The organism is Pedobacter xixiisoli (assembly GCF_900215335.1).
In the GTDB taxonomy this organism is placed as follows: domain Bacteria; phylum Bacteroidota; class Bacteroidia; order Sphingobacteriales; family Sphingobacteriaceae; genus Pedobacter; species Pedobacter xixiisoli.
In genome coordinates, this window is sequence record NZ_OCMT01000005.1 from 67118 (window position 1) to 88360 (window position 21243).

20 protein-coding genes are annotated in these 21243 nt (G+C 38.0%); 12 read left to right on the forward strand and 8 right to left on the reverse strand.

All coding sequences use genetic code 11. The annotated features are described in order from the left end of the window. Nucleotides 1–56: 56 nt before the first annotated feature. The 5 genes from CRO54_RS19905 to CRO54_RS19925 form a co-directional block, all read right to left on the reverse strand. Nucleotides 57–1592: a flotillin family protein gene (locus tag CRO54_RS19905; protein ID WP_097133870.1), complete on the reverse strand. Its 1536-nt coding sequence runs from the start codon at nt 1590–1592 to the stop codon at nt 57–59. A gap of 3 nt (nt 1593–1595) precedes the next feature. Beyond that, entirely contained in the window at nt 1596–2162 is a 567-nt protein-coding gene (locus CRO54_RS19910) for an NfeD family protein (protein WP_097133871.1), read from the reverse strand. Between the two features lie 136 nt (nt 2163–2298). Continuing rightward, on the reverse strand, nt 2299–3285 hold the full coding sequence (gene rluF / locus CRO54_RS19915) for a 23S rRNA pseudouridine(2604) synthase RluF (protein WP_097133872.1): 987 nt from the start codon (nt 3283–3285) through the stop codon (nt 2299–2301). Nucleotides 3286–3487: 202 nt separating this feature from the next. Next, nucleotides 3488–3985 (reverse strand): DinB family protein, encoded by a 498-nt coding sequence (locus CRO54_RS19920; RefSeq protein WP_097133873.1) that lies wholly within the window; start codon nt 3983–3985, stop codon nt 3488–3490. 429 nt (nt 3986–4414) lie between these two features. Next, nucleotides 4415–5104, reverse strand: coding sequence for a helix-turn-helix transcriptional regulator (locus CRO54_RS19925; protein ID WP_097133874.1), 690 nt, complete (start codon nt 5102–5104; stop codon nt 4415–4417). A 126-nt stretch (nt 5105–5230) separates the two neighbouring features. On the opposite strand from CRO54_RS19925, the gene CRO54_RS19930 reads away from it, so the two are divergent. Together CRO54_RS19930 and CRO54_RS19935 are read left to right on the forward strand one after the other, a co-directional pair. After that, on the forward strand, nt 5231–7708 hold the full coding sequence (locus CRO54_RS19930; protein ID WP_171047977.1) for a hybrid sensor histidine kinase/response regulator: 2478 nt from the start codon (nt 5231–5233) through the stop codon (nt 7706–7708). A 128-nt stretch (nt 7709–7836) separates the two neighbouring features. Continuing rightward, the gene (locus tag CRO54_RS19935) at nt 7837–8625 is read left to right on the forward strand and encodes a Cof-type HAD-IIB family hydrolase (RefSeq protein WP_097133876.1); all 789 of its coding nucleotides are present in this window, start codon (nt 7837–7839) and stop codon (nt 8623–8625) included. Nucleotides 8626–8688: 63 nt separating this feature from the next. On the opposite strand, the gene CRO54_RS19940 is transcribed toward CRO54_RS19935, so the two are convergent. The 3 genes from CRO54_RS19940 to CRO54_RS21295 form a co-directional block, all read right to left on the reverse strand. After that, nucleotides 8689–10008 carry a sigma-54-dependent transcriptional regulator gene (locus CRO54_RS19940; protein ID WP_097133877.1) on the reverse strand — a complete coding sequence of 440 codons (1320 nt, stop codon included), beginning with the start codon at nt 10006–10008 and terminating at the stop codon, nt 8689–8691. A gap of 77 nt (nt 10009–10085) precedes the next feature. Continuing rightward, the gene (locus tag CRO54_RS21290; RefSeq protein ID WP_179747351.1) at nt 10086–10661 is read right to left on the reverse strand and encodes a hypothetical protein; all 576 of its coding nucleotides are present in this window, start codon (nt 10659–10661) and stop codon (nt 10086–10088) included. A gap of 596 nt (nt 10662–11257) precedes the next feature. Beyond that, complete coding sequence (locus CRO54_RS21295) at nt 11258–11827, reverse strand: hypothetical protein (protein ID WP_179747352.1); 570 nt, start codon at nt 11825–11827, stop codon at nt 11258–11260. A gap of 228 nt (nt 11828–12055) precedes the next feature. Between CRO54_RS21295 and CRO54_RS19960 the strand changes: the two genes are divergently transcribed. From CRO54_RS19960 to CRO54_RS20005, 10 genes are all read left to right on the forward strand, one after another. Next, the gene (locus tag CRO54_RS19960; protein ID WP_097133878.1) at nt 12056–13219 is read left to right on the forward strand and encodes an amidohydrolase family protein; all 1164 of its coding nucleotides are present in this window, start codon (nt 12056–12058) and stop codon (nt 13217–13219) included. Further along, nucleotides 13219–14166 carry an NAD(P)H-dependent flavin oxidoreductase gene (locus CRO54_RS19965; protein ID WP_097133879.1) on the forward strand — a complete coding sequence of 316 codons (948 nt, stop codon included), beginning with the start codon at nt 13219–13221 and terminating at the stop codon, nt 14164–14166. Before CRO54_RS19960 ends, CRO54_RS19965 begins: the two co-directional genes overlap by 1 nt. Before the next feature lie 213 nt (nt 14167–14379). Continuing rightward, nucleotides 14380–14664 (forward strand): acylphosphatase, encoded by a 285-nt coding sequence (locus CRO54_RS19970; RefSeq protein ID WP_097133880.1) that lies wholly within the window; start codon nt 14380–14382, stop codon nt 14662–14664. Between the two features lie 117 nt (nt 14665–14781). After that, the gene (locus tag CRO54_RS19975) at nt 14782–16269 is read left to right on the forward strand and encodes a lipopolysaccharide biosynthesis protein (protein ID WP_240775177.1); all 1488 of its coding nucleotides are present in this window, start codon (nt 14782–14784) and stop codon (nt 16267–16269) included. Between the two features lie 46 nt (nt 16270–16315). Then, complete coding sequence (dut, locus tag CRO54_RS19980) at nt 16316–16750, forward strand: dUTP diphosphatase (protein ID WP_097133882.1); 435 nt, start codon at nt 16316–16318, stop codon at nt 16748–16750. Between the two features lie 67 nt (nt 16751–16817). Beyond that, nucleotides 16818–18509 (forward strand): tetratricopeptide repeat protein, encoded by a 1692-nt coding sequence (locus tag CRO54_RS19985; protein ID WP_097133883.1) that lies wholly within the window; start codon nt 16818–16820, stop codon nt 18507–18509. Continuing rightward, the gene (gene lolB1 / locus CRO54_RS19990; RefSeq protein ID WP_097133884.1) at nt 18487–19281 is read left to right on the forward strand and encodes a lipoprotein insertase outer membrane protein LolB1; all 795 of its coding nucleotides are present in this window, start codon (nt 18487–18489) and stop codon (nt 19279–19281) included. Before CRO54_RS19985 ends, lolB1 begins: the two co-directional genes overlap by 23 nt. Nucleotides 19282–19300: 19 nt before the next feature. Next, nucleotides 19301–20578, forward strand: coding sequence for a murein hydrolase activator EnvC family protein (locus CRO54_RS19995; RefSeq protein ID WP_097133885.1), 1278 nt, complete (start codon nt 19301–19303; stop codon nt 20576–20578). 49 nt (nt 20579–20627) lie between these two features. Next, nucleotides 20628–20993: a Sec-independent protein translocase subunit TatA/TatB gene (locus CRO54_RS21640; protein WP_097133886.1), complete on the forward strand. Its 366-nt coding sequence runs from the start codon at nt 20628–20630 to the stop codon at nt 20991–20993. A 26-nt stretch (nt 20994–21019) separates the two neighbouring features. Further along, entirely contained in the window at nt 21020–21214 is a 195-nt protein-coding gene (locus tag CRO54_RS20005; protein WP_097133887.1) for a Sec-independent protein translocase subunit TatA/TatB, read from the forward strand. The last annotated feature ends 29 nt before the right edge of the window (nt 21215–21243 follow it).

Consider the following 21243-nt stretch of genomic DNA (forward strand, 5'->3'; position numbering starts at 1 on the left):
TGAGGCTTCGAAAACCTAATTCCGAAGCCTCAAAAATGTATAAAAGCTAATTAAAATTAAGCTTTAGGATTGGTGTCGTTTGCTTCAATACTTGGTGTAGCTTCAGTATCTTCTCCTTTTAAATAAGTAGGTAAGTTTAAGCCTGCCATGTTAAACAAATCGTTTAAAGGAGGCACAGTTTTCATCATGCCCGACACAAAGTTTGCGGTAGATCCAGCACCATTTTCACCTGCTCCGTTGCCAGAATCCCAAACCGTGATTTTATCAATCTTAATGTTTTTAACGGCTTCAACCTGTGTTTTAACCAATTCGGGTAATTTTTCAATTAATAATAATTGAAAGGCTTTGGTTGGGTCGCCACCAGCTGCGGCAACAACCTCGCGGTAACCTTCAGCCTGTTTGGTTAAAATCTCGAATAAACCTTTCGCCTCCGCTTCCATTTTTGCGAAAATCGCATCAGCTTCACCTTTTGCGTTCTCTCTGATGGTTTCTGCATCAGCTTGTGCTTGGATGATAGCTTTTTGCTTAGCAATTTCTGCGGGAATAACAATGTTTGCAATTTGTGTTGCTCTTTCTCTGTCAGAACGAGCTTCCTCCGCCTTTTGCTCAGCTAAGTATGAGGCTTCTAAGGCTTTTGCTTGTTGAACTTTCTCTGCCGAAACTGCAATTTTTAAAGATTCTGCTTCTTTTTCTCTTCTTAACGCATCAGAGTTTGCGATGTTAATTTTAGCTTCATTTTCTCCTTTTACCGCAAGTGCATTGGCTTCCGAAGTTTTGATACGGGTATCTCTTTCTGCTTCGGCTTTACCAATGGCCTCATCTTTAAATGCCGATGCAATACTGATTTCTCTATCTTTTTGGGTAATAGCGATTTTAACATCACGTTCACGTTGCGTTTCTGCAATTTGAACATCTTTCTCCCTATCAGCTATGGCTTTACCAGTTTCTCCGATTTTAGTTTGTTCAGCAACGCTGATGATAGCTTCGTTGATCGCTTTTGCTGCGGCTTCTTTACCTAAAGCCTCAATGTAGCCAGACTCATCTTTAATATCAGTTACGTTTACGTTGATCAATTTTAAACCGATTTTCTTCAGCTCAGTATCTACGTTTTTAGAAATATTGTCTAAGAATTTATCACGGTCGGAGTTAATTTCTTCGATAGTCATGGTTGCGATTACCAAACGTAACTGACCAAACAAGATGTCTTTTGATAATTCTTGGATATCAGCAGGAGCTAAGCCTAATAAACGTTCAGCAGCATTGTTCATGCTATCTGCTTCGGTAGAAATTGCAATGGTAAATCGACAAGGAACATCCACACGGATATTTTGTCTACTTAACGCATTTACCAAGTTAGCTTCAATAGAAATTGGCTTAAGGTCTAAATACGCAAAGTCTTGAATTACTGGCCAAATGAAAGCACCACCACCGTGGATACATTTAGCGGATGTGCCACCAGTTTTTCCGTAAATCACTAAAATTTTATCGGAAGGACAGCGTTTGTAACGTGCTAATAAGGCTGAGAGCGTGACGAAAATAACGACAACGGCAATTAAAATTAGGGTAATAGGTGATTGTAAGAGGTTTTCCATATATTATATTTTTTCTACGAGTACTAAGTTGTTACTTTCAATTTTTACTATTTTTATGGTAGCGCCACTGGCAATTTGTTCTTCGTTGGTAATGGCATCCACTTCTCTGAACGAGCCGTTTACGCTTATCTGTATTTTTCCAGTACCGCTTCTCTTTTCGGGAATACGTAGATAAACAGAACCACTTCTATGCAATAGCGAAGTGATTTTAAATGAATTATCTTCTGCTAATTTTTGAATTTGTTTAATGATGACGAAGAAGATGAGGATAAAAGCAGCTCCTATTATTACCGAGAGGATAATGAGTATTGCTCTATTGGTAATTAAACCGTAGAAAGAGATGCCTGTCCAGCTGAATCCTAGTAGGAAATTGATCAGGTTCCTGAAAGAGAAAAGCTGAAACGGAGCGTTACCTCCATCTAAGTCACCATCAAAATCTGCGTCGAGACCATCGCCCGAATCGGCACCGATAAAAGTCATGACCGTTTGAATGATGAAAATAAAACTGATAGGTATTGCAAGATACCAAAAGACCCTAAGTAAAGGTTCGAGATTGTTTAGTGCGTCCATAGATTACTGTTGTGCGTTTCTCGCTAATATAATGAAATTAGACGATTTTGCCAAGAAAATCTAGGGAAATGATAAACCAAATAGTTGTTAGAATACCAGTTTTAAGTGGTATTCTAGCAAAAAAGGCTTTGCGAAGCTATTTTCTTTTGGGGCTACGGGTTTTTACTTTAGCCACTCCCGATTTACCGTTTGCTGGTCGAGTTGTTCTTTTATTGGGACCATTAGATTTGAACCAATCGTTGGCGGCTGCGCTACTATTTCTTGATGCACCAGCGCCATTTCTTTTGTCTGGGTTTGCTTTGGTAGGGTCAGGTTTGCCTTTAGATTTTGCAAAACGCTGAGCGGGTTTTTCTGCTTTTTCAGCGCTAGCCTTTTTGTTTACTTGCTTCGGTGCTGCAGGCTTTTCTGAACTAGACTTTGCCACCATTTTAAAAATTTCGGCTTGTTCATTTTCATCCAGCTCACGCCAATCTCCTACGGGTAAACCTTTAAGTGTGATATTCATGATACGCACACGTTCCAGTTTAGTTACTTCGAAACCAAAATGTTCACACATACGGCGAATTTGTCGGTTAAGACCTTGAATTAATGTGATTCGGAAAGTGTTGGGTCCTTCTTGCTTTACCTTGCATTTTTTGGTCATTACACCTAAAACTGGAACACCCTTGCCCATGTTCTCCACAAAAGTTTCGTTGATAGGTTTGTTAACCGTCACTACATATTCCTTTTCGTGGTTGTTGCCGGCACGTAGAATTTTATTAACTAAATCACCGTTGTTGGTTAAGAATATTAATCCTTGCGAATCTTTGTCTAATCTCCCGATAGGGAAAACACGTTCGCTATGATTTACATGGTCTACAATATTGTCTTTAACGCCTGCTTCGGTAGTACTTGTAATGCCAACAGGTTTGTTGTAAGCAATTAAAATTGAGTTTTCTGCCTGACGAGGCTCTATACTTTGACCATTTACATTCACCACATCTCCAAATAGCACTTTATCGCCTACTTTAGCTCTTTTGCCATTGATAAATACTTGGCCAAGCTCAATATATCTATCTGCAGCTCTTCTAGAGCAAAGTCCGCTTTCGCTAATGTATTTATTTAAACGTGTGGTGTGATCCATGATTAGTATGAGTTAATAATTTACAAAGTAACCAATTCTAATCCGAATATCTGTTAAAAAGATGTTTTAGAAACCGTTTAAAATAAAACCACATAGACACATAGTAAGGAGAATTTAGAGAGAAATATATCGTTATTTAGAGTTAGCTTTAAGCTTTTTAGTTTAAAACTAGGTGTCTATGTGGTGATAATATGGTGTGTAATTAGAAACTTTGCTCATCTGCGCTTGGCCCATAAGAGCTAGGCACTGGTATGTTTAATAAACGAAGATAAACGCCCAACTGTGCACGATGATGTATGATTTGACTTAACGAAACTCTGATTAAACCATACTTGGTCATTTCTGCGTGGATTTGTTCTCCAGTGCGTAAAAGCCAAGGTTTTTCTAAAAATGCTTCTTCAACTTCTGCTAAGCTTGCTAAACTTTCTGCTAAACCTTTGTCTAAAATAGCAATGAGCTGTTCATTGTTTTCCACTTTTGTTGGATTGTAAGGTGCCGTAGCGAAATCAAGTTCATCAGTTTCTACACCAAGTTTTGTCCAGCTCATTAAGTCGGCGATGTGTGTGACCAAGTCCATCATTTTCATGCTTTTTTCATGTGGTGCAAAATCTGGCTTGTCGAAAGGTACTAAGGCTAAAAATTTACGGGTAGTTGCAGCCTCTTGAGTTAGTTCGTTTTGTAATAATTTAATGATATCCATAGCTTTTAAATATTTTGTTGGAACAAAGTTGATATGGACAAGTGACAACCCTATGTCAGTGCGGAAATTGATGTAAGAATTTTTTTGAATAAATTTACTCCGTAGCTTTCCGCTTCGCTACAGGTCAGCATGACGGAGTGCCGGTTTCCTTTGCGTTCTTTGCGATTACTTCACAAAATCTTCGCGGTTATAGTCGCTCGTTTTTTAACACAAAGGAAATAAGAGCTACGCAAAGAAGGCAAAGCAGATAAAGTACCGTTGTTAAATAAGCCCGATTGTAGCGGAAATTGTTTTTTTCGGTGGAAAAACCTCATAGGTTTATTTGCATCGTGCTTATTAAACCTATGAGGTTTGTAAAGGTGGGGCAAAAAGATTGTAGCAAAAGCGGGGTTAAAATATCCAATATTGGATGGCTTTCACTTTCTAAAACTAATAATCTACAGGTAATTGTTTCATATAATCGTTAATACTGATATGCTCGGTTAGCGTAAACGGCAATGAAGAACAGTTGAGTTGTAAAATGTTATTGACCTTAAAATCGCGGTAGGAACTGCGCAAATGGCAATAACCGATTAGATGCCATGAAAAAGCGTAAAAAATAAGTCCGATAGGTTCTAAACGGCGCTCAGAAATTTCTTCTTTATAATTTTTGTATTTGATGGAGACGATGTTTTTATCGGCAATGGCATTTTGTAATAAGGAAAGATATTCGACATCGCTGTACAAACGCTTTGGGAGCTGAAGTCTGATATTGGCATTTAAATTTTCGAGCACTTCTCTTTGGTTGCTTTTCAGTACATTTTTAACTTTATCTAATGCGCTTTGGTAATGTTGTTTGATCGATTTATCGGCAAAACCTTCAATAAAACGTTCCATCATCAATAGTGCACTTGCCTCATCAGTATTAAATGAAACTGGGGGAAGAAAATAACCTTGTACGATAAAATAACCTTTGTTGGGTTCGAAACTTAGCGGTACACCTTGTTCGGTCAATGCTTTTACATCTCGGTAAACCGTACGAACACTGATTTCGAAGCGACTGGCAATGGTTTCGGCACTTACATGCTTTTTAGATTGCAATAAAATGAGGATGCCGAATAGCCTGTCGATTCTGTTCATGACACAAAGATAAGATAGGCAAGTTGTGCCGCAAATATTTGCCCTGCTTTAATGAACGGCAATTGTTACAAAATTTTGCTTTGGTTAAAACTATTTCGGTGCGTGTTTTGTGGTTATATATTAAATATGGCTATCAAATCAACAGCTCAACCTCAGAAACATTTTTTTAGGGCCACCAAAGGTAAAGTGGTGCTCGGATTTTTATTCGCAGGTTTGGCGCTGTTTTTGGCTTGGGGTGTAAGTAAGTTTGTTTTCGGAGAGATTTTAGGAACGGTGGAGAAGATATCAGCTCCCAACGATAAGTTAAGGTTGGTAAATAAGCTCTCGCACCAAATTGCTTCGTTAGACCAATTGCAAAGGGAGCCTAAAAATAATGTCAGTTTTTTCGCTGCTACCCAAAAATTACGAAGAACCTTAGATACTTTAAATACGCTTTACGTTACCGATGAAGAGCAAACTAAACGGATAAAAACGTTAAAAGATTTGCTTAAGGATAGAGACAAACAATTTCTGCTTTACCTAGAGGTGAAGGAAAATTTGGTGAATACCCAATCGTTTTCTGAAGAGGTAGAAAAGCTAAATAACCTGTTTGCGCAACGTACGAGGGAAGCAGACAGCGCTGTTTTTACTACCGAAACGTCTACTTCTACCACAACGGTAGCACCAGAAGAGGAACAGAAATCTCGTGGTTTTTTAAGCCGATTGTTCGGTAAGAAAAAAGCAGAAGTTTATAAAATCATTAACGAAGAGTATAAGGTCAAAAAAGATACGCTTAATCCGCAGGTTGAAGATAGTGTGATGCGAAATGTGGAAGCTTCGCTGAAAACGATTGAAACAGAACAACGCCAAAAAAGTAATCGCTTTTTAAAGAAGGAAGCTGAATTGGCAAACTCTAGTAGCGCATTGACCAAACAAATGCTTAATGTGCTGCGTGAGGTGGAAGCGGAAGCTTTAATGCAAATTGACCTCAACGGCGAGCAGGCTAAGAGCATGGTGAGCGAGGGCGTTTATCAGATTAAAATTATCATTATTGCTTTCTTTGTGATTACGATGGTTTTGGGTTCGCTTATTCTGGCGGATATCACTAGGAACAACAAATATCGTTTAGCCTTGGAAAAGGCGAAGGAAGAGGCAGAGTATCATGGTAGGGCAAAACAGCGCTTTCTTTCTAACATGAGCCACGAAATCAGAACGCCTCTCCAAGCGATTTTGGGATATTCCGAATTTATCGCCAAACAGGAAAATCCCAATAAAAAGCACGTGGAAGCTATCCACCGCTCGTCGGTTCATCTATTGCAAATTGTAAATGAGGTGCTGGATTACAATAGGATTACTTCGGGCGAATTTAGCTTTAAGCAAGAGGATTTTGATTTGCAGAAGTTGTTGGAAGAGGTGCTGGATGCGGTTAAACCATTGGCGGAAAAGAAAGGCATCAGCCTGTTGGCTAATTTTAATTTAGCAGAGCAACATTGGGTAAAAGGCGATGCTTTTAGGCTGAAACAGGTGCTTTATAATTTATTGGGAAATGCAATTAAGTTTACGGTTAAAGGTTATGTAAAACTCATTGTTGATTGCAAGCAGCAAGAGCAAAACATGCACTGTTATTTTACAGTAGAAGATAGTGGGATTGGTTTTTCTGAGGAAGACCAAGAAAAGATTTTTAAGGAGTTTGAACAGGGTACTAATCCAGACCACCAATCGATGAACCAGAACGGCACTGGTTTAGGATTGGCTATTGTGAAAACTTTGATCGATGCGCAGGGCGGAAGAATTAATGCAAAAAGTAAGCTAGGGAAAGGGACTTCGTTTGTGGTTTATTTGCAGTATCAGCAAGCTGCAGCACCTATTGAGTCTAAACAGATAGAAAATAAGAAAGCGGTTACTAAAACTAAAGGTGTTTGGGTAATTGATGATGATCATCTGATTCTTAATTTGTGCGAGTTGATTTTTTCTGCCCATCAAATTCCGTATAAAACATTTAGCACAGCAGATGCCATTTTGAATGAGCCTATAGACGAAAATTTGGATTATGTTTTTGTAGATATGCGTTTGGAAGATGGGGTTACCGGCATCGAAATACATCAACAACTTAAAAAGCGTTTACCTCATCATGTGAAATATTATGCTATTACGGCACAAGTTCTTCCCGATGAGCAACAAGCGGTATTGGACCAAGGCTTTGAAGGAGTGATTATCAAGCCTTTTAAGGCAGAAGATTTGTTGGCATTATTTGCGATTTCGCCAGTAGCCGAGGAAATCGATTTTGACGATAGCTCCTTGCGAAAAATGACCATGGGTGACCAAGAAATGATGGCGAAAATTTTGGCTAGTTTCATCCGTGACTGCGAGGAAGACGAAACGCTCTTAAAGCAGAGCATTTCTAATCAGAACCAGCCCGAAGCGAGGCTGGTAGTACACCGTTTGGCAGGAAGGATTGCACAAATTGGTGCTAAAGAGTTAGGCGCTGCTTTCAGGCAATTGGAGCAGGAAGTTGCTGCGGTTGAGATATTGGATGAAGCTATTCGTGATCGAGTAAATGCATCATTAGCGCAATTGCAGTCGTTATTAAAAACTGTGGCGAATCGCATTCAGTCTTCGCTGTAATTTTATTAATTAAACATTAAGAAGTTAAGGTGTCATTAAGAAACGGTAGGCTTGACTACCTAAATTTCTTAATGTTTAAATGACTTTAGATAAATATGCCATTTAATTAATTGCTTTAACTTTGTTTTATGCAAAATCCTACTGTAAAAGCTGTTTTTTTCGATATAGATGGTACATTGTTAAGTTTCAAAACACATAAAGTTGCACAGTCTACAGAGAAAGCTATCGCTGATTTACAAGCCAAAGGCATCAAAACTATTTTATCTACTGGTCGCTCGATTAACAGTATAGACCATATTAAATATTTAAATTTTGATGGCTACATTACTTTTAATGGTGGTTATTGTACTGCGAAAGATGGCGAGTTGCTTTTTAAGCAGTGCATTGACGCTGATGATATTCGGGGGATTTTAGCTTATGCAAAAGAAAATACGTTGAGTTTCTCTTTCATGTCTGAGAAGGAAATTGGTATTCACGATGTAACTCCCGAAATTGCTGGAATGTATGCGCATGTTAACCTTCCAGTTCCACCACTTATTGATGTAGATCATGTGGATGTTTCTTCAATTTTGCAAACCAATATTTTCTTAGGCCCTGAGCAGGAAAGTGCTTTTATGGCTGCGGTAATGCCAAATTCTACTGCTTCAAGATGGACACCTTTATTTGCAGATGTGAATGCAAAAAATCAAAGTAAAAAAGTAGGGATTGATGTTTTCTGCAAACACTTTGGAATTGATTTATCAGAAACTATGGCTTTTGGCGATGGCGGGAATGATATTGAAATGCTGAAGCACGTAAATGTTGGTGTAGCTATGGGAAATGCCAATCCGGAGGTAAAGGCGATAGCAGATTACGTTACCGACGACGTGGATAGCGATGGGATTTGGAATGCGCTAAAGCATTTTGGAGTGCTTTAAAATATTAAAGCGAAAAATTTTTCGCCCATACTATGCTTTTTTAAAAAAGAGGAGTTCTAAAAACTAATCAATTCCGTAGCGCTCCATTTTAGAATAAAGCGTTTTTCTGTCAATATTAAGTAGTTTCGCTGCCTTAGATTTGTTGTATTTCACTTTAATCAGCGCTTCTGTAATCAATGTTTTTTCGTTGCTCTCGTTTACCGCTTTTAAATCCGATGGGTTGTCCAAAGGCACTTCGTTAGCAACGGCAATCTTCATTTCGTCTGGTAAACTATCTGCGCTTGCAATGCTGCCCGCAGTAAGTAAAACCATTCGCTTAATCACATTTCTCAACTCTCTTAGGTTTCCTGGCCAATCGTATTTAAGCAATAGGCTACGAGTTTCCTTATCTAATTCCTTTACATTTCTGTTCAATTCTTCATTAGATAGTTTGATGAAAAGTTCAATAAAAAGCTCTAAATCTACGCCTCGTTCTCTTAGTGGTGGCAACTGAATTTTAAATTCGTTGATACGATGGTAAAGATCCTCACGGAACTCGCCGTTTTTCATGCTGTTGGCTAGGTCATCGTTAGTAGCTGTGATGATACGAACATCCACTGGAATTTGTTTGTTGCTACCTAGTGGTTGTATCACTCGCTCCTGTAGTGCTCTCAGTAACTTAACTTGTACTTCGTAGCTTAAGTTGCCTATTTCATCTAGAAAAATAGTACCTCCATTGGCAGCTTCAAAAGAACCTTTTTTATCGTTTACCGCACCTGTAAAAGCACCTTTAATGTGTCCAAAAAGTTCGCTGGCAGCTAAATCTTTAGACAAAGCGCCACAATCTATCGCGATGAATGGCTTGCTTTTACGCTTGCTTTGTTGATGTAGCGTTCTTGCGGCAAATTCTTTTCCAGTACCACTTTCGCCTTGTATCACTACAGACATATCAGTTTCTGCCACTAAATCAATATGCTGGTATAACCTATTGGCTACTTCACTTTTGCCTCTAATAAAATTGTCTTCAGTAGTTTTAGGCGTTTCTTTTTTCTGTAGTGCGTTATTAATTACCATGAGCAACTCATCTGGATTAATGGGTTTGGTAATATAATCGCTTGCACCTAAATGGATGGCTTTAACTGCCGTACGTACGTCGTTAAAAGAGGTCATGATAATAGCTGGAACAGCCAATCCTGTTTCACGACGATGGTTCAGTACATCTATTCCAGTGCCATCAGGTAATCGGTAATCTATTAATAGCAGTTGAAAATCTTCGTGAGCAATTAATTTGAGAGCTTTGGCAACATTACTAACGGTGGTTACTTCGAAATTGTTCTTTGTTAAAAATCCTTCAATAATCTGAGCGAAAGTGCTGTCGTCTTCAATAATTAAAACAGATGCCATATATACAAAAATAGGAAAAGCCAGTATTATATAACTGGCTTTTCCCTTATTTAGTTTTAAGAAATGTAGATAATTGATTATTCTACTGGTTTACCTTCAGCGTCGAATTTCAATGAAGCAGTTTCTTCTTCTTTCTTAACATCAACTTGGAAGTAAGATTTATCTCCATCTTTTACACTGAATGCTGCAGTTGGCGTCCAAGCTTTGTATGGGTCAGTTGCCAACACTGTTTTAATTGCATCTGGTAATGCCGATACTTCAATTGGAGTTTTCACTACGCTATCCTGTACCGAAACATTTTCTTCATTGCTGATTGAAACCTGTGCTTGAGTTGCAGTAACTCCTGCAAATTCTACTGGTTTACCTTCAGCATCGAATTTCAATGAAGCAGTTTCTTCTGCTTTTTTCACATCAACTTGGAAGTAGGCTTTGTCACCATCTTTTACGCTGAACGCCGCAGTTGGAGTCCAATCTTTATATGGATCAGTTGCCAATACAGTTTTGATTGCATCTGGTAATGCTGATACTTCGATCGGCGTTTTCACCACACTGTCTTGAACTGAAACGATTTCTATTTTATTAACTGAAGCCTGAGCTTGTGTTGCTGTGAATCCTGCGAATGCTACGATAGCTGCTACAAATAACTTTTTCATAATATCTATTTTTAAGTTTAATACATTTTGTGAATTATACTAGGTAATGCTTCACAATGGTGCCAATAGAGAATTTGCACTGTGCCAAAATATTAAGTTGTTGTAAATCAATTAATTGTTTTTATTTTTCTGAAAATGACTTTGTGGAGTTTCTCTACAACTTGTTTCCAAAGGCGGCAAATATCGTAGTAGCATTATTAATGAATTAACTTGATTTAGACCTTGTAAGAATTCAATCTGTAAAAGTATGGGGTAAGTGAGGATACCCATCTATAGCTAGATGAGTCTTGTCGGTTTTGGCGCATTTGATTTATTTGTCTGTATTTGTAGATTTTGTCGTTTTGGGTAGGCTGGTTGACCGTCGGTCTGCCGTTCGTCTACCGTCGGTACTACGTCAGTGATTTGAAGTTGGAGATAATAGTGATTTGAGCGCAGAGTGATGACCGAACTACCAAAATTTTGATATCAACGTTCATTCATAGTTGCTAGAAAAGCTAATTGTTGTGGTCTATTTAGCAGTTCAAGAAAAATTGCACAAAAAATAAGCCAGCACAAAGGCTGGCTTATTCAAATTATGTAGTTTTAGAATGATCTAATTATTCTACTGGTTTACCTTCAGCGTCGAATTTCAACGAAGCAGTTTCTTCTTCTTTCTTCACGTCAACTTGGAAGTAAGATTTATCTCCATCTTTTACGCTGAATGCTGCAGTTGGCGTCCAAGCTTTATATGGGTCAGTTGCCAATACCGTTTTAATTGCCTCTGGTAATGCCGATACTTCAATTGGAGTTTTCACTACGCTATCCTGTACTGAAACATTTTCTTCATTGCTGATCGAAACCTGTGCCGAAGCAACTCCTGCAAATTCTACTGGTTTACCTTCTGCATCGAATTTCAATGAAGCTGTTTCTTCTGCTTTTTTCACATCCACTTGGAAGTAGGATTTGTCACCATCTTTTACGCTGAACGCCGCAGTTGGAGTCCAATCTTTATATGGATCAGTTGCCAATACAGTTTTGATTGCATCTGGTAATGCTGATACTTCGATCGGCGTTTTCACCACACTGTCTTGAACTGAAACGATTTCTATTTTATTAACTGAAGCCTGAGCTTGTGTTGCTGTGAATCCTGCGAATGCTACGATAGCTGCTACAAATAACTTTTTCATAATATCTATTTTTAAGTTTAATACATTTTGTGAATTATACTAGGTAATGCTTCACAATGGTGCCAGAGGCGAGTATCTAAACGTACCAAAATGTAAATAGCTGTAAAACAGGTGCTTGTTTGTTTTTGATAAAAAATGAGGTTGTGGAGAAAGTCTACAACTTGTTGCGCAACGCTGCAAAAAAGTTTTAAATTTCGAATTTAATTAGTATTCCGCTTAATTTGTAATATGCAAAGATACCTATCAGCAGAATTGATTTACCCAGTAACCAGTGCGCCAATTGCAAATGGTGTTTTAGAAGTTTCTATAACGGGTGAAATTATATCGATATTAACTGCAGAAGAAGCAGAACAAAGAAATTTAGAGGGAATAGAGCAATTTGAAGGTGTTCTGGTTCCTGGATTTGTGAACACACATTGCCATTTAGAACTGTCGCACATGTTTGGCAAAATACCCGAGCATACAGGCTTGCCAGCTTTCGTGAGAGAAATTGTTGCACAGCGAGCAGCGGCAGATGAAATTATACTTGCTGCTATGGATGTTGCCGACAAGCAGATGCTCGAAAATGGAATTGTAGCCGTGGGCGATATTTCAAATCAGCTGCTTTCTAAAGAAGTAAAACAGCACAGTTCTTTATATTATCACACCTTTGTGGAAGTTTTTGGCTTTAACCGGCCATCGCAGCCTATTATAGATGAAGCTGTTAAAATAAGGGATAGCTATTGGCCACTTAAAGCCTCTATTGTACCACATGCACCGTATTCGGTAAGTGACGAGTTGTTTCAGTATATAGAAAAAAATACCCGTCCGCACGATATTTTAAGTATTCATAATCAGGAAACTGCTGCAGAAAATGAGTTTTTTGAAAGAGGAACAGGAGATTTTGAAGCCATGTATCAACGTATGGGCGTACCTAAAAGCGAAGCCCACGGAACTGGAAAAAATGCCATTCATTATCATTTACCTCAAATGCCAAGTAATAAAACATTGTTAGTGCATAATACTTTCACCAGCAAAGCTGATATAGATTTTGCTTCGGGGCAGCATAAGGATTTATATTGGTGCTTGTGTCCAAACGCAAACGTTTATATAGAAAATAACCTGCCGGACGTAAATCTGTTTTTTGATTCTCGAGTTATCGTAACGTTAGGGACTGATAGTTTAGCAAGCAATCATCAGTTATCTATTTTGGCAGAGATGCAAACCCTACAACAGAAAAAAAGAGTTCCTTTTGATGAATTGTTGAAATGGGCTACGATTAACGGTGCGGCTTTTCTAGGTATCGATAGCCAATACGGAAGCTTTGAAGCAGGAAAAACACCAGGGGTAAATTTGATTGAGTTGGGAGAAGCAAAAATCATTAAGTCTAAAAACGTAAAGCGATTGATTTAATGGCGAACGTAATCACTTCCCTATTTAATATCAAATATCCAATTATTCAAGCGGGCATGGTTTGGTGCAGTGGCTGGCGTTTAGCTGCCGCGGTTTCCAATGTAGGTGGTTTGGGCATCATTGGTGCAGGTTCAATGTATCCAGAGGTGTTACGTGAGCATATTCAAAAGTGTAAGCAAGCAACTGATCATCCTTTTGCCGTAAATGTACCATTGCTTTATCCAAACATTAAGGAAATCATGGATATTTTGGTAGAACAGGATGTTAAGATTGTATTTACTTCTGCCGGTAACCCCGCCACATGGACTAGCTTTTTGAAGGAAAAAGGAATGACGGTAGTTCACGTCATTGCCAATACTAAATTTGCTTTAAAAGCAGAACAGAGTGGGGTAGACGCTATTGTAGCCGAGGGTTTTGAAGCTGGCGGTCATAACGGTAGAGAGGAAACGACCACTTTATGTTTAATTCCGATGATTAAACAAGCAGTGAAAATTCCTGTAATTGCTGCTGGTGGTATTGCAAGTGGAAAATCGATGTTAGCCGCTTTTTCCCTAGGTGCTGATGCAGTACAAATAGGTTCTGCATTTGCTGTAGCCGAAGAATCGTCCGCACATCCAAATTTTAAAGAACGTATTATTTCATCCGCCGAAGGCGATACCAAGCTGAGGATGAAAAAACTAGTGCCTGTGCGCTTATTGAAAAATGAATTTGCCGATGCCGTTGCGCAAGCCGAAGCAAACGGAGCTAGCACCACAGAACTCGCCACTTTATTAGGAAGAGCTAGAGCCAAATTGGGAATGTTTGAAGGCGATATAGCAGAAGGAGAGTTGGAAATCGGTCAAGTATCAGCTATGCTGAATGAGATTAAACCTGCTGCCATTATTTTGCATGAAATATGGGAAGAGTTTTTGTCAGAAAAAGATAAGTTGAGTGCATTAAAGTTTTAAATTTTACCGCCTTTGACACCTAAGAAAACCTAAATTTTTTCTGAAGTATAATTATTTGGAAAGACTGGCTAAAAATTTATTAAACATTATATTCTTCATCGATTTATTATCTTAAATGTGCTTAGGTGTCTAAGGTGGTTCAAATTTCTTACTTTTGTCATCAAGAGGTTTCAAAAGTCTTGATACCCAATACTCATATCTCGATACTCATAAATGAAGCATATCAATATAAAAGTAATAGGAAAAGTACAAGGCGTGTTCTTTAGGGCAAGCACCAAAGCCGTAGCCGACCAAATGGGCGTTAAGGGGAAAGTGAAGAATGAAAAAGATGGATCGGTAGTAATAGAAGCAGAGGCCGACCAAATTACTTTAGATATGTTTTTGGAGTGGTGTTATAAAGGACCAGAAAAAGCAGTTGTAGAAAGTGTAATTGTGGAAGACGGAGAATTGCAGAATTATACCAACTTTGTAGTGATTAAAAAGAATTTATTGTGGTAATATAATTTACGGTTGTAGATTGACGAATTACGATTTAGACTTTCACAATCTAATAGGTTTTAAAATAAAATTGATTTTAGAAAATCGTAATTCTAAAGTCGCAAATCTAAAATCAACTTGTCTGTACTAAAAAAATTCTTAGGTCAAACAATGGTTTATGGTATCAGTACCATTTTATCTCGTTTGCTTAATTTTATTTTAACGCCAATTTTTACACGCACTTATGCTGCTGCGGTATATGGCGTTTTTACTAAAATGTATAGTTGGGCTTCCATTATTAATGCCATCTTGGCTTTTGGTATGGAAACTACCTATTTCAGGTATCTCAATAAATTCGAAGACAAAAAACAACAGGTTTATAACAATTCTTTTTTGGTGGTTGCTTTCATCGCCACCTTATTTCTAATTACCGGATTGGTATTTACTGACCCAATTACCAGATGGTTGGTAAATAACGACACCTCGAATTTTGCAGACCAAAGAAGATATGTGCAATATTTTGTGTGGTTGCTTTTTTCTGATGCCATTTGTATTATTCCATTTGCCAAGTTGAGAGCCGATGGGAAGCCATTTAGGTATAGTCTCATCAAGTTTTTAAACATACTTACCTATGTTTGTTTGTGCCTGTTCTTCATTTATGGCATACCTGCAATCATCAAAAATGATTTACCAACCGCTAGTTTCTTTGCCAGTTGGTTCAGAGAAAAATGGGTTGGCTATGTATTTATTGCGAATTTGGTAGCCAGCGTACTAACTTTTGTTTTCCTTTTGCCAGAGTTCCTAAAAATCCAACTGAAGTTTGATAAAGGTATGTTTGCCAAGATGCTTTCTTACAGTTGGCCAATATTGGTGGCTAATCTTTCTTTTATCGTTAACGAAAATCTAGATAAAATACTTTTAGATAAATATTCTACCGAAACACAGGTGGGCATTTATGGCGCAGTTTGTAAAATTGCCATCTTCATGAGCATATTTAATACGGCATTCCGCTTAGGTGCCGAGCCTTTTTTCTTTAGTTATGCGAAAGAGAAAAACGCTAGAAATACCTATGCTGATATTCTTAAGTATTTTGTAATTGCATTGGCTATTTTGTTTGTAGCCTTAGTGGCTAACATCGAAATCTTGAAATATTTTATCAGTAGAGATAAGGCGCACGTTGCCGAATATTGGGTAGGTTTGCCTGCGGTTCCCTACTTGTTATTGGGCTATGTTTGTTTAGGCATTTATATGAACCTTTCCATCTGGTATCGCTTATCAGACCAAACCCGTTTTGGCTTGTATATATCAGTGAGTGGAGCAATTATCACGATCGTTCTAAATATGGTTCTAATTCCTAAGTATAGTTATATGGGGTCGGCTTGGGTAAGTATGATTGCTTATTTTGTAATGATGGTTTTATCTTATGTTTTAGGTCAAAAGTATTATCCAATACCTTATAACCTGAAAAAAATATCCGCTTACTTAATAGGCTCTACGCTCATTGTATTCTCATCATTTTTTATCTTTAACAGAAATATTTACATCGGTAATGCTTTACTCGTCGCTTTTATTGCGATTGTGCTTTACTTCGAAAAGAATGAGTTAAGAAGAGTTTTGAAACGTTAGTGTTACATTTTGCTAATTAATCAGTCAAAATTCAGTCATTTATAATATGCAAATCAAAATCATCAATAAATCTACACACCAATTACCTGCTTACGAAACTGCTCATGCCGCCGGTATGGATTTAAGAGCTAATATCGAAGAGCAAATCATAATTAAACCATTACAGCGTTTTTTAATTCCAACAGGTTTGTTTATCGAATTGCCTATAGGCTACGAAGCACAGATTAGACCGCGTAGTGGTTTGGCTTACAAGCATGGCGTTACCGTGTTAAATTCGCCTGGCACTATAGATGCAGATTACCGTGGAGAACTAAAAGTATTATTGGTAAATTTATCAGATACTGAGTTTGTGGTAAATAATGGCGAACGAATTGCGCAAATGGTAGTAGCAAAGCATGAAACTGTGGTATGGGAAAGCACAGAAGAATTAAGCAATACTGATAGAGGTGCTGGTGGTTACGGACATACGGGTAAGGGTTAATTGTTTAATTGTTGATAGGTTGGAGAAGATGTCTTCGGACCTCGGACTTTAACTTCGGACTAAAAAAATGAATAAACTATTTTTTACAGTGATTTTAATAGGGTTGTGCTTTACTATACAAGCGCAACAAACACCTGTTGCCGTAAGAGATAGTAATGCGATAAAGGAACTTTTTTTCGCTGGTTTAAAAGAAAAACTGACCGAGAACTATGTGGATGCTAGTAGTAGCTTTTCTAAAATTTTAGCTATTGACCCCAACAATAATGCCGCACATTTCGAGCTAGCAAATATACAATTGCGTCAAAATAAGTTATTGGATGCGGAGGTGTCTATAAAAAAAGCACTAACAGTACAGCCAAATAATACCTGGTACTTAAAGTTGCAAACAGAAATTTATAAACGTAGTGGTAACATGGATGCCTTGGTGCAGGTTTTTAATCGGTTAATCAAACTAGAGCCCGAAGCAGAGAACTATTATTTTGACCGTGCAAATGCATTGTACATTTCGGGCAAGGTAGACGAATCTAAGAAAGCTTACGACTTGCTTGAAGAGAAGTTTGGGGTAACTAAATCTTCTACGGCAGCCAAACAACGTTTCAAGAGCCAAACCGAATTGACTAACGGAGATGACTTGCACAAACTGATTAAGGATAATCCAAGTGATGTTAAAAACTACCTTGATTTAAGCGGTACATTACTAGAAAAAAATCAAAATGACGAGGCTTTAGCTGTACTGCTCAAGGCTAAAAATATGGATGCCGATAATTATGAAATAGACTTGGCATTGGCCGATGTTTATCATGCACTGAAAAAACCACAAGAGGCCTTCACATCACTTAAATTGGCATTTTCTAGCACAGAGATGCCATTACCTACTAAAGTTAAAATTTTAAGCCAGCTGTTGCTTCGTTTTAGTAAACCCGAAGTGGTTAAAAATGCTACAGAATTAGGTTTGATCACATTGAACGGTCATAAAGACGATGCAAAAGTAGTCGTGCTTTATGGTGATATCCTATATCAGCAAGGGAACTTAAGTGGAGCAAGGGAGCAATACTTAACGGCAATTAAATTGTCGGAGCAACTGTATATCGCTTGGGAGAAATTGCTAGGTGTGCAGACGTTGATGGGCAGCTATGCAGAAGCGATCAAGATGGGAGAGCAGGCACTGACCATTTATCCTAATCAGGCAATTTTATACTATTACCGAGCATTTGCTTTGCACAGGAACGGACAAAATGCAGAGGCTGCTTTTGAATTAAAAAATGCATTGCAGTTAGAGCCAGAAGATAATAATTTAAAAGCAATGATTTTAGCATTGCAAGCCGAAGTAATGATTGACCAAGGTAAACTAAAAGAGGCTGATGCTGCATTTGATAAAGCAGTAGCTTTAGCCCCAAATAATTACCTAACCATGAGCAATTACGCTTATTATTTGGCATTGCGTAACCACGACTTGCCAAAGGCAGAAAAATTAGCTTCTAAAGCGGCATCGGCATTGCCACAAAACTCTTCTATCTTGGATACTTATGCTATCGTTTTGTTTAAGTTAAATAGAATTGATGATGCACTTACGTATATACAGAAAGCCTTGCAAAACAACGATACTGATAATCCTGTTTACTTAGAGCATTATGGTGATATTCTTTCCTTGAAGGGAGATAAAGAAAATGCTGTCGTGCAATGGCAAAAAGCCAAAACCGCAGGAAATCAGTCCGAAAAATTAAATAGAAAAATCAATGAGAAGAAATATATTAAATAGCGTTTTAATTGCAGCCTGCGCTTTGACTGTAGTTGGCTGTAGACCTAAAAAGGAAATTGTAAAAGCACCACCAGCTGCAGAAACAACTCAAGTAGCCAACAAAAAATCCGAGAATTTAGCCACTTTATTGAGCAAAGAGCTTCAATACAATACCTTGTCTTTAAAAGGAAAAACAGACTTAGATATTGATGGCGATGTGAAAAATGTAACACTTAACATTCGCATTAAGAAAGATGAAAAGATTTGGTTCAGTATCACTGCTTTGGGCGGAGCAATAGAAGCTGCCCGCGGAATGATTACACCAGATAGCTTGCTTTTGATGACTCGAATTCCAGATAAAACAATCCTCAGAAAACCATTGTCTTACATTCAAAATTACACGAATAAACAGGTAAGCTTCGGGTGGTTGCAATCTATCTTAACTGGAAATACAATTAAGGCTTTGATGACAGAAAAGTCTGACTTGAGCCAAGAAAATGGTGTTTGGGCCTTAAGTGGAACAGAGCAAGGCTTGGCTTATAAGGTTTTATTCAATACTTTATTGAAATCTACCGAACTTACGCTGAATGATGCCCAAGCTGCTCAGGGACTTAAGGTGGTTTATGATAAGTATACGCCAATAAATAATGGCCTCTTCCCATCCAGCTTAAAAATAAACTCTGCAGTAGGCAATAAAAAAATAAATATCGCCGTTGAGTTTGTAAAAATCGATGCTAATGTAGCTGTAGAGTTCCCTTTTTCGGTTCCGAAGAACTACGAGGTAATCAATTAATTTTTTATACTTTTGGTTAATGAAGTTAAATAAAGCCCTACTTTTAATTGTTGCATTGTGCCTTTGCGCCAATGCTTTTGCGCAATCGAGTAAAGAATTAAAACGTAAAAAAGAAGCTTTACAAAGAGAGATAGAGCTGGCTCAGAAAAATTTGAATAAAGCGGCCAGCGGTAAAAAGCTAACGCTAGGACAAATCAATGCCATAAAAGCGCAAATTAGATTAAGGCAAGATAAAATTTCTACCATCAACTCGGAGATGAAAAATCTCGACCATCAGATTCATGAAAATACCAACAAGGTTCAAAACCTTAAAGGTCGTTTAGCTGATTTGAAAAAGGAGTATGCTGGGATGATTCGCTTTGCGCAACGTAACAGAAATTCGTATGATAAAATGATGTTCATTTTTGCTGCGAACGACTTTAACCAAGCTTATAAACGTATCAAATATTTACAGCAATTTGGTCAATACCGTAAAAAGCAAGCGGCTTATATTCAGGGTACTGAGAAACAGTTGAGCAATCAGATTGTGGTTCTTGATAAGAACTTGAAAAGCAAAAGTACGCTATTAAAAGAAGAACAGAACGAGAAAACTAAGCTTGATAAAAACAGGAGCGAGCAAACAGTCGTATTAAATAAGCTAAGTAAGCAAGAAAAGCAATTTCAGCAAGATATTAAGAAAAAAAGACAGCAACAGGCTGCCGTAGATAGACAAATTCAGGCTGCCATTGCTAGAGAAATAGCTGCTGCTCGTAAAAAAGCAGAAGAAGAGGCGAGAGAGAGAGAAAGAATTGCAGCCGCAAAAGCTAAAGCAGAAAATAAGCCTACGCCAACCACCACCGCCACTACCAAGCCTAAATCAGCTAACGAAGCTTTAAGGTCTACTCCAGAAGCAGCCAAGCTCTCTGATGCTTTTGAAGCTAACAGAGGCAGTTTGCCTTCGCCGGTGGCAACAGGTTATATTACTGGTAGGTTTGGTGCTTATAAGGTAGACCAAGCAACAGCAATGCGTAACGGTGTAGTTTTTCAAACGAGTGAAGGTGCTGCTGTTAGAGCTGTTTTTAATGGTACGGTGAGTACTGTTTTCCAGCAATATGGACGTTACTATGTAATGATTATTCACGGAGAATATTTTACAGTTTACGAAGGTTTGCAGAGTGTAAGTGTAAGTAAGGGAGATAAAGTTACAACTAAACAGACTATTGGAGCTGCGGGAACTTCAGACGGGGTTCCAGAATTAGGTTTTCAGATACACAGAGGTGCTGTAGCGCAAAATCCTGAAAGCTGGTTAGCACGTTAACCGCAATTTTGCTTAAATAAAAGCTATATTTGTATAAAACGAGTTTAAAATGTACAATACGCCATTATTAGAGTTCTTGAACATTGGAGGGAGCGAGATGATTCTCATCGTAATTGCGATACTTTTGTTATTTGGAGGTAAAAAATTACCAGAATTAGCAAAGGGATTGGGCAAAGGCATAAGAGAGTTTAAAGATGCTTCTGAAGGTGTAAAGAGAGAAATTCATCGCAATATCAATTCTTTTGATACAGATGAAGAAGACAGAAAGGCTGATGAAAATCGCAAGTATCGTGAACCAGAAGTAGACAACTCGCACTCTATTCACGATGAACCTACTGCTGCTGCGGAAAACCAAAACGAAGCACAGCCCGTAGATACTAAAGAAGAAGAAAAGGAACCTAAAAGTTCTGTTTAAGAAATTGAATACATAAAACAACAGTCATGTTACAAACACCAATGCTAGCTGCGCTAGGCACAACCGAAATCATCTTAATCATTGTAGCAATTTTATTGCTTTTTGGAGGTAAAAAAATTCCAGAATTAATGCGTGGTTTAGGTAAAGGGATGAAGGAATTTAAAGATGGTAAGGATGGAGTTGACTCAACTACTACTGATCACACCAACAAACCTCAATAATCCGCATTTATAAACGCTTTTTTTAAGAT

Bases quoted from the DNA above. Each gene is read 5' to 3' on its own strand.
- CRO54_RS19940 (WP_097133877.1), bottom strand. From the start codon at position 10,008: ATGGCATCTGTTTTAATTATTGAAGACGACAGCACTTTCGCTCAGATT.
- CRO54_RS19970 (WP_097133880.1), top strand. From the start codon at position 14,380: ATGAAGCATATCAATATAAAAGTAATAGGAAAAGTACAAGGCGTGTTC.
- rluF (WP_097133872.1), bottom strand. From the start codon at position 3,285: ATGGATCACACCACACGTTTAAATAAATACATTAGCGAAAGCGGACTT.
- CRO54_RS20005 (WP_097133887.1), top strand. From the start codon at position 21,020: ATGTTACAAACACCAATGCTAGCTGCGCTAGGCACAACCGAAATCATC.
- CRO54_RS19995 (WP_097133885.1), top strand. From the start codon at position 19,301: ATGAAGTTAAATAAAGCCCTACTTTTAATTGTTGCATTGTGCCTTTGC.
- CRO54_RS21290 (WP_179747351.1), bottom strand. From the start codon at position 10,661: ATGAAAAAGTTATTTGTAGCAGCTATCGTAGCATTCGCAGGATTCACA.
- CRO54_RS19905 (WP_097133870.1), bottom strand. From the start codon at position 1,592: ATGGAAAACCTCTTACAATCACCTATTACCCTAATTTTAATTGCCGTT.
- lolB1 (WP_097133884.1), top strand. From the start codon at position 18,487: ATGAGAAGAAATATATTAAATAGCGTTTTAATTGCAGCCTGCGCTTTG.
- CRO54_RS19965 (WP_097133879.1), top strand. From the start codon at position 13,219: ATGGCGAACGTAATCACTTCCCTATTTAATATCAAATATCCAATTATT.
- CRO54_RS19910 (WP_097133871.1), bottom strand. From the start codon at position 2,162: ATGGACGCACTAAACAATCTCGAACCTTTACTTAGGGTCTTTTGGTAT.
- CRO54_RS19985 (WP_097133883.1), top strand. From the start codon at position 16,818: ATGAATAAACTATTTTTTACAGTGATTTTAATAGGGTTGTGCTTTACT.
- CRO54_RS21640 (WP_097133886.1), top strand. From the start codon at position 20,628: ATGTACAATACGCCATTATTAGAGTTCTTGAACATTGGAGGGAGCGAG.
- CRO54_RS19920 (WP_097133873.1), bottom strand. From the start codon at position 3,985: ATGGATATCATTAAATTATTACAAAACGAACTAACTCAAGAGGCTGCA.
- dut (WP_097133882.1), top strand. From the start codon at position 16,316: ATGCAAATCAAAATCATCAATAAATCTACACACCAATTACCTGCTTAC.
- CRO54_RS19960 (WP_097133878.1), top strand. From the start codon at position 12,056: ATGCAAAGATACCTATCAGCAGAATTGATTTACCCAGTAACCAGTGCG.
- CRO54_RS21295 (WP_179747352.1), bottom strand. From the start codon at position 11,827: ATGAAAAAGTTATTTGTAGCAGCTATCGTAGCATTCGCAGGATTCACA.
- CRO54_RS19930 (WP_171047977.1), top strand. From the start codon at position 5,231: ATGGCTATCAAATCAACAGCTCAACCTCAGAAACATTTTTTTAGGGCC.
- CRO54_RS19925 (WP_097133874.1), bottom strand. From the start codon at position 5,104: ATGAACAGAATCGACAGGCTATTCGGCATCCTCATTTTATTGCAATCT.
- CRO54_RS19935 (WP_097133876.1), top strand. From the start codon at position 7,837: ATGCAAAATCCTACTGTAAAAGCTGTTTTTTTCGATATAGATGGTACA.